The following is a 14347-nucleotide window of genomic DNA, read 5'->3' as shown; positions in this document are numbered from 1 at the left end:
TCATTCATTTAGTCTTCTACTTCAACAATTAATTCAATCTCTACAGGTGTGTTAAACGGTAGTTCATTTGTTCCAATCGCGGATCGAGCATGCTTGCCTTTTTCTCCGAGTATTTTTTCCAGTAATGTCGACGCGCCATTAATGACATACGGCTGATCACTGAATCCTGGTGCGGAGTTTACAAAAGCGAGCATCTTCACCACTTGCTTAATTTTGTTTAAATCCCCAATTTCACCTTGAATAACAGATAAACAATTTATGATAGCCTGCTCAGCAGCTTCTTGTCCCTGTTCAATCGATACCTCTGCTCCGAGCTTTCCTTCGTAAATGTTCTCGCCATCTTTTCTTGCATCTTGACCTGATGTATAAATGAGGTTCCCCGTTCGCTTTGCTGGGACATAAACAAATTTTGGTTTTGTCGGCTCCGGAATAACAATCTTCAATTCATCTAGTCTCTCTTGTACGTTTGTCATCGTTACACTCTCCTCAAATGATCTTTGAACACTTACACGTTAGAAACTCTCCGCCACTAGCCAAGAGATTCTTTTTTCTCTCAATTGTCGGTTTTCCACCAACAAAGACATGCTCTATCCCGTCTGGTGCATTTATTGGATCTTCAAAACTTGAACGGGATTCGATTAAATTAGGATGAAAGAGCGTTAAATCAGCTTGGAACCCGATTTTAATTAGACCGCGCTTCCCCAAATTAAAGCGACTTGCTGGATAACTTGTTACTTTTCTCACCGCTTGTTCAAGCGTTAAGAGTTTTTTCCGTCTGACATAATCAGCAAAAAATTTTGGAAACGTCCCATAAGTTCGTGGATGAGGTTTCCCTGTTTCACAACCTAGACTGTCAGAAATGATCAGTGACAGATGGGATTGAATGACGGTTTCCACATCGTCATCTGACATATGATAGTAGACGATACTAACATTTCCATCTTCTTCAATTAAAAGGTCTAGCGCTACATCAATCGGATGCTTGCCTACTGCTTGGCTAATCTCGCGTATACTTTTCCCTTCCAAAAGCTGATTTTTTGGTGATACAGCAGACACAACAACACTATCCCAGCCCGTTGAAACAACAAGATTATCCCAATCTTCCTGCTCTTCACTAAGCTCTGCCTTAATCACTTCCCGCGTTGCTGGATCACTTAAACGAACAAGGCAGTTTTGCATACCACCCTCCAGTGTCCATGGTGGCAATAAGGTCGATAACATTGTCGAGCCTGCGCGATATGGGTAGACATCGCAAGCCACATCCACACCTCTTGCTCTCGCTTCTTCAATTAGCTCAAGCGCTTGAACAACAAGCCCCCAGTTTCGTTTTCCTGCAGCTTTTAAATGACTAATTTGGAGACGTACACCTACTCTCTCGGCAATCCAGATCACTTCATTGATTGAAGATAACAAATTGTTCCCCTCACCACGTATATGCGTTGCCAATAAGCCATCAAAAGCAGGCAGGACGGAGCATAGGTCCGCAATTTCTTCTTTTGAAGCATACCTTCCAGGTGAATAGAGCAGACCAATGGAAAGCCCGATTGCTCCTGCTTTTAGCCCTTCAACTAGCATCTCTTTCATTTGTTGGCGCTCATGAACGCTCGCTGGTCGGTTCTCAAATCCCATCGCTGCAATTCGCAAAGAGCCATGGGCCACATAGGTTGCGACATTTTCAGAAATCTGTGCTTTGACCATTTCCTGGATGTACTCGCCCACTGAATGCCAGTTCCATACACCTTTTCTGCCCCCAACGACCGGCTCAATGTAGGAACGGAGCAATTGTTCATTTGCCCGTGTAAGTGGCGCAGGAGCGAGACCACAATTACCAACGACCTCTGTTGTCACACCTTGTTGCAACTTAATGTCGCTAGTCGGTTGATTCATCAGTAATAAATCAGAATGTGAATGACCGTCAATGAAACCAGGAGAAACAACAAGATGCTGCGCGTCAATTTGCTGTTTTGCCTCTGTATGGACCGCACCTATTTCAACAATCTGATTATCAACGATTCCTAAGTCACCTCGGAACCAGGGGTTCCCCGTTCCATCCACAATTTTTCCTTGTTTAATGACATAGTCAAGCATGATGCACCTCCTATTGTAAGCAGCCTCTAGCTTCAACAATTACTTCTGACAGACCCTCGTCATTTGTTCTCTTTAAAAACATCCGGTTATGCAAATTCACGGTACTGCAAATATGATTTGGAATAACCTCTAGTTGATCACCTACCTTTAAACCATGATTTTTCTGAAAAACAATTACACCGTGTTCTTCATTCATGCGTTCAAACACTGCCTCGGGGTAACCTACAACTTGACCAAAACCCTTGAGATTTAGAGGAGATTGGTTTGGCTGAACATCCGTAGCAAATGTTTTACTACCCCCATCAATAACAACCATATTATCTTCCGGTGCACTGACAACGGTGACAACCACTTTTGCGGCACACTGGGCTTCAGTGCAGAGGCCCAGCTTCATTTGCATCGCATCATTAAATACATACGTTCCTGGACGTATCTCGTCTACTGTCTTGGCATCGGCTACAGATACAGCCGTCGGCGAAGACCCTGCACTGACGATGTCGATTTCCATCCCTTCAGCTAACAAGGCCGCTTCGTACTGTGCCAATAACTGCGCTTCTTCAATACCAGCTCCATCTGTATCAAGGGTTGCTTTCCCTTCAATAATGGCACCTTTAAATGTAAAGATTCCTTGAAGTACTAGGTTTGGAAGGGCATGAATAGAAGACGCAACGCTTGATAGTCGATCTAGTCTCACTCCGGTTCGTCTTAAGCCCGTATCGACCTCTAGTCGCACCGTCACTGTTTGTCCTGCCTCTCGCGCCATTTCTGATAGAAGCTGCGCTCCAACCTCACTGTCTACAGCTACGATCAGCTCACTCTTCGTATTCAATTCTAGTACTCTTTTAATTTTTGTTTTTGTGACGATCGGATAAGCAATGAATAGATTCGTTATCCCCTGCTTTATCATCACTTCTGCTTCAGAAACTTTTGCAACCGTAACCCCAATCGCCCCTGCTTCTAATTGCCAATTAGCAATTTCCGGACTTTTATGGGTTTTAATGTGGGGTCTCAACTGGACACCTTTCTGATTAGCGATCGCTTGCATGCGTGCAATATTGGCTCGAGCAATTTCTTCGTCAATCTTTATATAAGGGGTATCCATACTGTCTCTCCTGTCAGCTAATATTTTTTAGTGGATCGGTTGTTCCTTCATCCATAATCGATCTCTCTTTATCGAGAATTCGCAATGCTTCTTCATCTGTTACTTGGTTTCTCGGTGTGATTAAACTGACAATGACGCCTGCAACGAGGGCAGCTCCTAATGACGGAAGGACCGGGTTACCAAACGTTGAAATAAGAGAATCGTTCAGCAAAACGAATACCGCTGTCCCTGAACCTCCTAAAATACTAGCGATGCCACCTTGCCAAGTTGCGCGGCTCCAAAACTTACCAAGCAGTGCTGCAACGAACAAACCAGTCATGACTGTTGATATAAAGTTCTGGATATAATCCAAAATTCCTGTTGCTCCAAGCGTGGCAACTAGTGCTATAAATAACGTAAATACTAGAGCAAGTCGGGAATACAGCACCATTTTCTTTTTATCAGGCATTTTTCCAGTAACAATATAAACAACATCTCTTAACAGAATTGTCACCGCCGTTAAGTAATCGGAACTTCCTGAAGAAATGGTAGCGCTTAAACCGGAGATGAGTATAATCGCCCCAATCCCAACAGGAAAGACTTCTGTAACCAGATAGGGAAAGGCAAACTCAGCGTCAATTGTTGGGTCAAGTGCATATGTAGACATCCCTATGATTGATGGCAGAATAGAAAATAGAGCAAACAATATACCCGTAATTAGAAAACCTGTTTTTACCGTTTTTATATTGCTACTTGAATAAATGCGGTGGCGGTAGGAAGGTGTCGCTAACACACCTACAGCTATAACGACCGCTAGAGAAATACCTGGCAACCAGCCAACTGCACCTAAACCTAGAAACGTTGTCATTCCATCGTTTACTTGATTGGATACTTCACCCATTCCGCCAATCTTATTAATTGATAAAACGGCGAGCATAATAAAGCCGAGAAAAAGGATAACTGCTTGAAACGTATCTGTATAGACAACAGCCATATAGCCACCGATGATTGTGAATATTGCAAAAGCCAATGCTACAATGATTCTTGAAAGAATTGGATCGAGACCAGTGATCCACGCTAAATAATAACTTCCACCCATAATGTGGGCACCGAGCCAACCAATCGAGGCTATGTATAAAAGGATAGAAGTAACGCCCTTCACAATACGATTTGCACCATAATAAAAACTCAATTCTTCAGAGAACGTCATTAAATTATACTTTCTTACGTCACTAAACAAAATAAGCAGTAAAAAGATCCCGAGTGCTCCCCCAACTCCGTAAAGTGCACCCGCCCAGCCGAAATTAAAGGCGTAGCTGACAGCCCCCATACTCGAGCCAGTACCTACAAGCGTCGCAATGGTTGTCCCAACAAGCAGGGGAACCGATAAACCTCGCCCACCCATCAGAAAATCTTCCCCACTTTTTACGCCTCTTGATACGATTACACTAATGAATACCATTGATAATGCAAATAATGCAAAAACGATTAAGTAAATGAGTTGATGACTCAACTTTCTCACTCCTTTGTATGGTATAATGAGCTTCACATAACTTTTTTTAATATCAAATTAATTTTATTTATATCTAATTATTTTTTATTTTACTAGTGCGAGATTTTTCTGTCAATTACTTTTTGCTGGAGGTTGTTTTTCTATGAATCATATTTCAGATTCACTTGATTTGCTTAAACCCATTATTAAAGGGATTGCGGCGCAATTTGGCGATTCATGTGAAGTCGTTTTGCATGACTTGACCAAAGATTATGGTAGCTCAATTGTTGCCATTGAAAATGGTCATTTAACTGGAAGGAAGGTCGGTGATAGCGGGACTAATCTAGGGTTAGAAGTCATTAAAGGTGAAACGAATGCTGGAGATCGATATAATTATTTAACGCAAACACAGGATGGGAAAATTCTTCGTTCTAGCTCTATTTATTTTCGTAATTCCGCTAACGAAGTGATTGGTTGTCTCTGTATTAATTATGATATTTCCAACTTTATTATGGCTGAGTCGCTGATGAAACAAATGACCATGAGCGATGTTAATCCAGATGTTAAAAAAGTAGAAGAAGCTTTCGTCAGTGATGTCAATGAACTGCTCGATTTTCTCTTAAGTCAGTGCATTAATGAAATAGGCAAACCTGTAGCACAGATGAATAAAGAGGACCGAAAAAAAGCGATTCATTTCTTAGATCAAAAAGGGGCATTTTTAATTAAAAAAGCCGGTGATCGTGTTTGCCAGTTTTTTGATATATCGAAGTTTACGCTTTACAACCTTCTTGATGATGTTCGTGAGAGTAAAGAATGATCGAAAACCTTTAGTTGTTCCACAGCCTTTTTCTGAGAAGCACCGTACCAGCGTCTTCACACATATCCTGTACCGCTGGATTCCTTACGCTAGGTTGGCCACCAAACTCAAAAGCGATCGATCCCGCCAGGATTGATCGCTTTTTATTCTGTTTATCTGTTTTTTGTCTAATCGCTTTCAATTTCTTTAGCATACTCGCGTATTTTTGAATAAATGCATGTATCTGTTAAAACGGTGCCATCAATCGACCACTCATCGTTTTTTAAAATACCCTCTAATTGAAACCCTGCTCGCTCAGCAACAGCTTTGCTCTTCACGTTACGCGGGTCACAGCGAATGGTTAATCGATTGGCTCCCAGTTGATTAAATGCAAATTCAGTTAACCCTCTCACGGCTTCCGAGATATAACCTTGCCCACTGTATCTTGAATCAACCCAATAGCCAATTTCAAATTTCGGTACTTCCCAATCAGCATTATGTAAACTTATTGTCGCAATAAATGTTCTCGTATTTTTTTGAAAAACAAAGAAACGCAAGTGTTCGCGCAGCAAAAACTTGCTATGTGCCTCACGGGTGATTATTTCGACATCCTCAACTGATTGATTCTTAGATGCAAAAGAAAGCCATTGCTTTAACTCTTCCTGTGAAGCACAAATCGCTTCGTGGACAACTTTCCCATCGCCAGGACGAGGCATGCGAATATAAAGTCTTTCTGTAAAAAATTCCTCTGGTACATTTAATAAAATGGGATTTTTCATATACAGTCTCCTTTTTCAGTAGATTAAAAACAAAAAACGCCCCCAAGACAACTGTCTTGAGAGCGATTGTTCGTCGCGGTACCATCTCATTTTACTCGACCTACAAATCGAGCCTCTTCCGGTACAGCGGGGTTTCCGCGATACCTACTCCCGTTAACGAGGGCTTTCGTCGCATGATCCACAGCTTTCTATTTCCCATGCGCAGCTCCGAGGTTTTTTTCAGTAAGACGTCCGTGCCCTTTTCTCAGCCACTATCAGGGTCTCTGTACGCTTCTTTCTTACTTACTCGTCTCATCATTGCTTTTATTATTGTTTTTAAATTTATCAGATAGTTAAGTGAAAAACAAGTCTATTATTTTAAAAAACGAATGGTTATTCTGAATTGACTCCTGTCTACTTGGCAGGGCCAATCAAAACACCATTCGCTGTTTCTTTATTGAACAATATGAATGAATGTGTCTGCATTTGGATGGTACGAAACAATACTCTCAAGCGTCCCTGATAAAGAAGATACTTGGACATCTACGGCAATTTGTTCAAAATGTTCTTCTACTCGCGATGCAATATACTGAGTGATTGCTACCACTTCCGCTTTGCCTTTATACTGAATATTTACATCGACCGTTAATTTAGCAAGCTGATTCTGTTCATAACGTGCTCGTCCAACTACACCAACGTAATTAGAGAAAAAGGATTGAATATCTGATTCTAGCTGCGCAAATCGGTCTGCATCTCCTTGGTGCTCATTACTCGCTTCTGAGGAAGGAAACGTAATGTGTTTCTGGCTAATATCTTCCCACGAAGCCCCTTCACCAGGTTCAAATAGAGCTTGTTTAAAGAAATGCCCTGCATTTAAGGAACTTCCTGGCTCTTCACTAAACAAGGCAACTACAATCGGCACATTGCTAACATCTTCATCTTGGCTACTTACACCGTTTCGAATGCGACTAACAATTTCTTCGGCGAATGCCATACCTTCTTGTTCTTGCACATTGTCAGAGAGCGTTACGGAGCCTGAGCGGCCATCCGTAGTAAAGGCGTACTCACTGTACAAAGAGAGACCAATAACAATCCCTGCTGTTGTGTACGTGCCGTTTTCATCAACCTGCATATAATTGTGTTCAAGCACATTTGATAACACCCATGGACTATTTTCAATTTGTTCAAACATATCACTTCCACTAGCAAGCTCTGGATTCAATCCTTGAGGGTTCGAATCCTCATCGTATCTGCGAATCCAGTCTCGCAAAACATCTCTGGTTAGATGCTGACCTTCTTGAAAATAATACTCACTTGGGTCAAAGGCTTCTTTGGCAAGGTCCTCTAAACCAAGCTCAAGCCAGTCCAAATCGCTGCGACTCATCCCAAGATCAAGCCCATAGCCTCGTGACTGACCATGAACGTATGCTCCATCACGTAATACGCTTGAATAATAGTTTTCTTCAGAAGGTACTGGTGGCACAACCGTCAGTGAATCATCAGAGGTAGGCAAATCTGGCCCCTCCGTCTGATCATTCTCCTCATCTCCTCCAAAAAAGCCACAGCCCGATAACACAATCACGCTAAGCCCAATGATCCCCCATCGCTTCATTGAACAAGCTCCTTTCTACTCGATCTCATTTAATGCATCTATAAACATTTGTTCCGTCCAAATTTCAATGCCGAGGCTTTCTGCTTTTTTCTGCTTGGAGCCTGCATCTTCTCCCGCTATGAGTAAAGTCGTTTTTTTACTAACACTACCCGTCACGGATCCGCCAAGTGCTTCAATTCGCTCCTGTGCTTCACCACGCGTCCATTGTTCAAGCTTTCCCGTTAAAACAACCGTCTTCCCAGCGAAAAGCAAGCTGTCAGAGTCTACTTCAACGACTTGTCTCGGTCCAGTATACACCATATTTACATCCTGAGCGGCTAGCTTTTCTAACAAAGCAGTGACTTCTGGTTTTTCAAAATAAGAGACAACCGAATCAGCCATTTTCTCCCCAATTTCATTAACCGCAAGCAACGCATCAACCGTAGCCTGCTGGAGTGCCTCCATTGAATTGAATTCGAGGGCAAGTGTCTTCGCTGCTTTAGCACCAACAAAACGGATACCTAGTCCGAATAAGAGGCGTTCAAGTGAATTTTCCTTAGAAGTCGTAATCGCTTGAAGTAAGTTATCAACCGACTTTTCACCCATTCGCTCAAGCGCAAGAAGTTCGTCTCTGTTAAGTGAATACAAATCTGCTACATCAGCAATCAGCTCATGCTTAAACAATTGGCTAATCACCTTTTCCCCAAGACCATCAATATTCATCGCATTTCTAGAGACAAAGTGAATCAAGCCCTCACGAATTTGAGCTGGGCACTTGGGATTTAAACATCTGAGAGCAACCTCGCCTTCAAGTCGGTCCAGTTCACTGTCACACTCTGGACATTGCGTCGGCATATAGAAATCGACTTCATTCCCTGTACGCTTATCTGTCAGAACACCAACAACTTCAGGGATGATATCGCCGGCTTTTTTAACAATAACTGTATCTCCAAGCTTCACGTCTTTCTCCCGAATTAAATCTTCATTGTGAAGCGACGCTCGCTTTACGGTTGTACCCGCAACAACAACCGGATCGAGTATAGCTGTCGGGGTAACCACCCCGGTCCGTCCAACATTCAGTTCGATCTCACGCAGAACGGTCAGCACTTCCTCCGCAGGGAATTTATAAGCTGTTGCCCAGCGAGGGCTTTTGGCAGTAAATCCAAGCGTCTCATGCTGCGCGAGGTTATTTACTTTAATCACAATCCCGTCAATTTCGTAAGGAAGATCATGTCTTTTTTCCGTCCAGGTTTCCGTAAACGCAATTACGTCTTCAATCGATGCGCATTCTTGTGCTTCCTGACTCACTTTAAATCCGATTTCATTCAAGAATTGAAGTCCTTCATAGTGAGTCGTAAGTGCCTTCCCATCAACCTCACCAATCGAGTAAGCGAACATCGCTAGATTCCGCTTTGCGGCAATCTTAGGATCGAGTTGGCGCAGTGAACCCGCTGCGGCATTTCGGGGATTAGCAAACTTTTCTTCGCCTGCCTCTTCCTTTGCTTTATTTAATGACTCAAACGACCGCTTCGGCATATATGCTTCTCCACGCACTTCAATTGAAACAGGTTCACGCAAGCGAAGCGGAATCGACGATACCGTTCGTAAATTCCCCGTTATTTCTTCACCAATTGTTCCATCGCCTCGCGTAGCACCTCTAGTCAACAACCCGTTTTCATACGTAAGCGATACAGCAAGCCCATCAAACTTCAACTCACAGACATAGGATATGTCGTCACCAACAGCCTGTCGTACACGGCGATCGAACTGACGCAAGTCATCAGCAGAAAAAGCATTGGACAAGCTCATCATTGGAACGGCATGGGTCACTTTCTTAAAAGCAGATGCCACAGGTCCCCCAATTCTCACACTTGGTGAATCGTCCGTTTTTAATTCAGGGAACGCTTCTTCCACTTCAAGCAGCTGCTTCATTAATCGATCATACTCTGCATCAGGCACTTTCGGCTTATCTAATACATAATAATGATAGCCATAATCGTCTAGCTCAGACCTTAACTGCTTGAGCGTTTCCTCTGCTTCTCGCTTGTCCATACATGTAGCTCCTTCATTTTATACTTTCGTTATTGGGGCAAACTTCGCAAACAATCGTTTAATCCCAGTAGGTGGCGTAAACGCAATATCTAGCTCAACTGAATCACCTTCGCCACGAATACTAACAACTGTCCCAGTCCCCCACTTTTTGTGGGCGGCTTTATCACCAACGGCCCATGCAAATGATTCACCGCCTGTTGTCACCATCGCAGAACGACCTGCTGGTTGACTATACACGCTTGAACGAACGCGACTTGCTGCCGCTGTTGCACTTCTTGTTCCACTTTGACTGGTCCAAGTAGGCATTGCATCGGTATCTAACAATGCTTCTGGAATTTCTGCTATAAACCGTGAAGATGGATTCGAGTTCGTTCGGCCATAGAGCATCCGCACTTTCGCGTTTGTTAAATAAAGCTGCTTCTCTGCCCTTGTAATTCCTACATATGCAAGGCGACGCTCTTCTTCCATTTCTGTTTGTTCAAATAAAGAACGGCTATGAGGAAAGACGCCTTCTTCCATTCCAATTAAAAAGACATAAGGAAACTCAAGTCCTTTAGCTGAATGGAGTGTCATCAACGTGATCGCATCTTTTTGAACGTCCTCTTCCTCGTTATCTAGCTGGTCAATGTCAGCAACTAGCGCTAAATCGGTTAGGAAAGATACGAGATCTTTTTCCTCACTTCTTTTTTCAAATTCAGTTGTTACGGTTATAAATTCATCTATGTTTTCCAATCGAGACTGCGCTTCGATCGATTGTTCTGCTTTTAACATATCACGGTATCCCGTTTGATCGAGCAGTTGCTCAACGAGTTCTGTTACAGAAAGATAATCCTGCTGCTGCACCCAGTTGCTTACATGATCGCGAAACTCGATTAATTTGGTATACGCTCTTGCTGTTACGCCAATTTGATCCGCTTCACTTAAAGCACGGTACATCGATAAACCATTGGATTCAGCATATGCTGCGATTTTATCTACCGTTGTCGCACCAATTCCGCGCTTCGGTACATTGATGACGCGCGTTAAGCTAATATCGTCTTCTGGATTCGACACCAGGCGTAAGTAAGCAAGTACGTCTTTAATCTCTTTCCGATCGTAGAACTTCGTGCCGCCAATAATGTTGTAGTCAAGATTAGACTTCACAAAATATTCCTCAATAATACGAGACTGAGCATTTGTCCGGTAAAGAATCGCCACATCGCGGTATGAGAAATTGTCATCTTCCTTTGCTGCTTCTTTAATTTTCTCAACAACAAACTGAGCTTCTGCTTGTTCGGTTGCCCCTTCGAACACACCAATCTTTGGACCGTCTTGATTTTCCGTCCACAGATTCTTCGGCTTGCGATTTCCGTTATTCGAAATGACCTGATTTGCTGCATCTAAGATTGTTTTCGTTGAACGATAGTTCTGTTCAAGTAAAATGACGGTTGCATCAGGGTAATCTTTTTCGAACGAGAGGATATTCTGAATGTCCGCCCCACGCCAAGCATAGATCGATTGATCAGAGTCACCGACAACACAAATATTCTGCAAGCGATCCGCAATCATTTTTACCAGCTTGTACTGCGCCTTGTTGGTATCTTGATACTCATCCACATGAATGTATTGAAACTTCCGTTGATAAAATTCCAATACTTCTGGCACATCGGCGAAAAGCTGAATCGTCTTCATGATTAAATCATCAAAATCAAGTGCATTGTTTACTTTGAGACGTTTTTCGTACTCAACATAAACTTCACCAGCTACTTGTTGAAACATCTCTTGTTGCTGTTTGTTAAATTGCTTTGCTGTTTGCAGCTCGTTTTTCGCACTCGAAATAATACCGAGTATCGCTCTCGGGTCGAACTTTTTTGTATCTAAGTTTTTATTCTTTAGGATTTGTTTAATAACCGATAACTGATCCGAAGAATCTAGAATGGTAAAATTTCGTGTGTAGCCTATTCGATCAATGTCTCTACGCAGGATACGAACACACATAGAGTGAAATGTCGAAATCCAAATGTCTTCAGCAATTGGTCCTACTAAATCAATGACTCGGTCTTTCATTTCACGTGCTGCTTTATTCGTAAACGTCAGCGCAAGAACTGCCCAAGGTGGGGTTTGATTTTTTCGGAGTAAATAGCTGATTCGATGAGTTAAGACACGCGTCTTCCCACTACCTGCTCCTGCCATTAAGAGCAGAGGCCCATCCGTATGAACTACCGCTTTTCGTTGCTCTGGATTTAATCCGGATAACATCCGTTCAATTATTGTTTCTTGCATCGTTATACACCGCCTCTAACCTCTTTGACAGCCTGAACCGTCTTTAATGCTTGGTTTAAATCTGTATAAATCGCATCACCGATTACGACAACATCCGCTGACTTAGCAAACTTGCTCGCATCCGCAGCTGTGGTAATGCCACCACCGTAAATAAGCTTTGTTTCCTTTAATACGTTTTGCACTCGCTCAACAAGCTCAACAGACCCTTGCATACCGCTATACTCTAAATAGAAGAAAGGGAACCGGTACATATTCTCTGCTAATCGAGCATATGCCAATACATCGTCCTCCGTTAGCTCTGTTGTAGCATTCGTCAACTGAGCCACTTTCGCGTCTTTATTTAACACACAATACCCTTCAATAATAAGCTCATCCCACTGGATAAGTTCACCATAGTCTTTTACTGCTGCATGGTGTTGTCCAAGGATCCACTCAACATCTTGGCTGTTCATCACTGAAGGAATCATATAGTAATCAAACCCAGGCGTAATTGCTTCAAGCGCCGATACTTCAAGCGCCACTGTTACAGGGTAACGACGAACTCTGACCAATATAGATAATGTGTTATCGAGCGTAATGCCATCAGTGCCACCAACAATGATCGCATCCGTTCCTGATTCACAAACCGCTTCTAATTGCTCATCACTAATCTCTTTATTAGGATCAAGCTTAAATACATGAGACCATTCATCAACATTTTTCATACGTTGCGCTCACTTAAGTAAGCATGCTCCTCCTTTAACCGTCGCTTCTACACGTACGTTCGTTCTGTCTGATATTATAACAAAGTTCGCATCTTATGTCCTCTATACAATAAATGAAAATCTCTTAATTTCTGGCTTGTTTTTTCAACTAGAAAAAAATCTCGCACACGACGTTTCGTTATGCCAGATTTCTCTTAAAAGATTACCTCATGTATTCATCTAAAATGGATTGGAGCAAATCAATCTGTTCATCTAAAAAAACTTTGTATTTCTCCTCAAGCTCTTTGCTCTGTTTTTCTTCTTCTAAACGACCTAATTCTCGTTGGAATAAATATACTTCATCTACTGATAGCATAAAATAAACTCCTTTTTGAGTTTCTTTTCTATGCTAACCATTTCTTTCTACTTTCATTATCTAAAACCAAAAAATAGCCTCCGCTCGAAAGCGAAGACATCTATAAGGGGGTCTATATCGACCAGACGTGTATGTATCACGTTGTAAGTAAATGATAACGAATCTCATTATCATTGTCAACTGTTTTTCTCAATTAGTTTAATACACGTAATCGCTTAAACGTTTAGTTCCCGCTTACTAAGACGTTTTCACTTCAATTGATAATGAGAATCAACCAATGAATCCAACCACTCATCCGATTTCTTCTTAAAAAAAACCAGCGTCATTAAGCGAACGCTGGTACTCGGTTAGTAAATTCCTGTTCTTGTTGCTGATTAATGAGATCATAGGTTAAACATACAGGCTTTCCTGTTCGAGGGTCAGTCACAATGCTTGCGTCAATCTGAAAAACATCGCGTAAAACATCTGCGTTCATAACATCGTCAGGGCTGCCCTCTTTCATAATTTTGCCATCGCGAATGGAGACCATATAATCGGCAAAACGAGCTGCATGATTTAAATCATGGATGACCATTACAATCGTTCGTTTTTGGTCTTGGTTCAAACGCTCCAATACTTGAAGCACTTCTAGTTGATGAGCAAGGTCCAAGTATGTTGTCGGTTCATCCAGAAGCAAGATATCGGTTTCCTGCGCCAGCGCCATCGCAATCCAAACCCGCTGTCTTTGTCCACCTGATAATGCTTCAATCGAACGTTCTGCAAACTCTTCCATATTTGTTTGTTCTAATGCCCATTGAATTATTTCTCGATCATACTCTTTTAATTGTCCGAACCCTTTTTGGTGAGGATAACGTCCATAAGCAACAAGTTCTTGTACCGTAAGTCCATTAGGTGCTTCAGGTGACTGTGGCAAAACAGCCATTTTTTTTGCAATTTCTTTTGTAGACTGTTTATGAATTGATTTCCCGTCCAGATAAACAGCTCCTTTTGAAGCTTGCAAGATACGAGCAATCGTTTTAAGAATCGTTGATTTCCCACATCCGTTTGGACCTATTATCGTCGTAATTTTTCCGTCTGGTATGTGTAAATGCAAATCGCTGACAATTTCTCTTTTTTCATAACCAATTGAAAGTTGCTTCGTCGATAAACGTGACAAATTCGTTTCCTC

Annotated in this window: 12 protein-coding genes and 1 other annotated feature; of the genes, 1 reads left to right on the top strand and 11 read right to left on the bottom strand. The window is 42.2% G+C overall.

Translation table 11 applies throughout. The annotated features are described in order from the left end of the window. Positions 1-8 precede the first annotated feature (8 nt). From JOC54_RS11150 to JOC54_RS11135, 4 genes are read right to left on the bottom strand one after another with little or no spacing between them, the layout of a single operon-like run. Positions 9-473: a RidA family protein gene (locus tag JOC54_RS11150; RefSeq protein ID WP_204466374.1), complete on the bottom strand. Its 465-nt coding sequence runs from the start codon at positions 471-473 to the stop codon at positions 9-11. Positions 474-486: 13 nt separating this feature from the next. After that, positions 487-2088, bottom strand: coding sequence for an N-acyl-D-amino-acid deacylase family protein (locus tag JOC54_RS11145; RefSeq protein WP_204466373.1), 1602 nt, complete (start codon positions 2086-2088; stop codon positions 487-489). 10 nt (positions 2089-2098) lie between these two features. Beyond that, entirely contained in the window at positions 2099-3190 is a 1092-nt protein-coding gene (locus tag JOC54_RS11140) for an alanine racemase (RefSeq protein WP_204466372.1), read from the bottom strand. 13 nt (positions 3191-3203) lie between these two features. Beyond that, positions 3204-4682: a sodium:solute symporter family protein gene (locus JOC54_RS11135; RefSeq protein ID WP_204466371.1), complete on the bottom strand. Its 1479-nt coding sequence runs from the start codon at positions 4680-4682 to the stop codon at positions 3204-3206. 142 nt (positions 4683-4824) lie between these two features. On the opposite strand from JOC54_RS11135, the gene JOC54_RS11130 reads away from it, so the two are divergent. After that, positions 4825-5478, top strand: coding sequence for a helix-turn-helix transcriptional regulator (locus tag JOC54_RS11130; protein WP_204466370.1), 654 nt, complete (start codon positions 4825-4827; stop codon positions 5476-5478). Between the two features lie 167 nt (positions 5479-5645). On the opposite strand, the gene JOC54_RS11125 is transcribed toward JOC54_RS11130, so the two are convergent. The 7 genes from JOC54_RS11125 to JOC54_RS11095 all read right to left on the bottom strand — a co-directional run bounded on the left by JOC54_RS11125 (position 5646) and on the right by JOC54_RS11095 (position 14335). Beyond that, a complete protein-coding gene (locus JOC54_RS11125) occupies positions 5646-6236 on the bottom strand; it encodes a GNAT family N-acetyltransferase (protein WP_204466369.1) in 591 nt (196 codons plus the stop codon). 55 nt (positions 6237-6291) lie between these two features. Beyond that, positions 6292-6543: a binding site (T-box leader), on the bottom strand. Positions 6544-6669: 126 nt separating this feature from the next. After that, a complete protein-coding gene (locus tag JOC54_RS11120; RefSeq protein WP_204466368.1) occupies positions 6670-7827 on the bottom strand; it encodes a CamS family sex pheromone protein in 1158 nt (385 codons plus the stop codon). Between the two features lie 15 nt (positions 7828-7842). Then, positions 7843-9858: an NAD-dependent DNA ligase LigA gene (ligA, locus tag JOC54_RS11115; RefSeq protein WP_204466367.1), complete on the bottom strand. Its 2016-nt coding sequence runs from the start codon at positions 9856-9858 to the stop codon at positions 7843-7845. Between the two features lie 18 nt (positions 9859-9876). After that, positions 9877-12120: a DNA helicase PcrA gene (gene pcrA, locus JOC54_RS11110; protein ID WP_204466366.1), complete on the bottom strand. Its 2244-nt coding sequence runs from the start codon at positions 12118-12120 to the stop codon at positions 9877-9879. A 2-nt stretch (positions 12121-12122) separates the two neighbouring features. Then, entirely contained in the window at positions 12123-12824 is a 702-nt protein-coding gene (gene pcrB, locus JOC54_RS11105) for a heptaprenylglyceryl phosphate synthase (protein WP_204466365.1), read from the bottom strand. Between the two features lie 202 nt (positions 12825-13026). Continuing rightward, positions 13027-13179 (bottom strand): hypothetical protein, encoded by a 153-nt coding sequence (locus tag JOC54_RS11100; protein WP_157684213.1) that lies wholly within the window; start codon positions 13177-13179, stop codon positions 13027-13029. 325 nt (positions 13180-13504) lie between these two features. Further along, positions 13505-14335: an ABC transporter ATP-binding protein gene (locus JOC54_RS11095; protein ID WP_035419954.1), complete on the bottom strand. Its 831-nt coding sequence runs from the start codon at positions 14333-14335 to the stop codon at positions 13505-13507. Positions 14336-14347 lie beyond the last annotated feature (12 nt).

This window comes from Shouchella xiaoxiensis (assembly GCF_016907895.1).
Taxonomy (GTDB): Bacteria; Bacillota; Bacilli; order Bacillales; family Bacillaceae_D; genus Shouchella; species Shouchella xiaoxiensis.
Note: the sequence above shows the minus strand (reverse complement) of the source record. Positions and strands in the feature narration are given on the sequence as shown.

Coding starts and splice junctions, on each gene's coding strand:
- JOC54_RS11145 (WP_204466373.1), bottom strand. CDS start 2,088: ATGCTTGACTATGTCATTAAACAAGGAAAAATTGTGGATGGAACGGGG.
- JOC54_RS11120 (WP_204466368.1), bottom strand. CDS start 7,827: ATGAAGCGATGGGGGATCATTGGGCTTAGCGTGATTGTGTTATCGGGC.
- JOC54_RS11130 (WP_204466370.1), top strand. CDS start 4,825: ATGAATCATATTTCAGATTCACTTGATTTGCTTAAACCCATTATTAAA.
- JOC54_RS11125 (WP_204466369.1), bottom strand. CDS start 6,236: ATGAAAAATCCCATTTTATTAAATGTACCAGAGGAATTTTTTACAGAA.
- ligA (WP_204466367.1), bottom strand. CDS start 9,858: ATGGACAAGCGAGAAGCAGAGGAAACGCTCAAGCAGTTAAGGTCTGAG.
- pcrA (WP_204466366.1), bottom strand. CDS start 12,120: ATGCAAGAAACAATAATTGAACGGATGTTATCCGGATTAAATCCAGAG.
- JOC54_RS11100 (WP_157684213.1), bottom strand. CDS start 13,179: ATGCTATCAGTAGATGAAGTATATTTATTCCAACGAGAATTAGGTCGT.
- JOC54_RS11140 (WP_204466372.1), bottom strand. CDS start 3,190: ATGGATACCCCTTATATAAAGATTGACGAAGAAATTGCTCGAGCCAAT.
- pcrB (WP_204466365.1), bottom strand. CDS start 12,824: ATGAAAAATGTTGATGAATGGTCTCATGTATTTAAGCTTGATCCTAAT.
- JOC54_RS11150 (WP_204466374.1), bottom strand. CDS start 473: ATGACAAACGTACAAGAGAGACTAGATGAATTGAAGATTGTTATTCCG.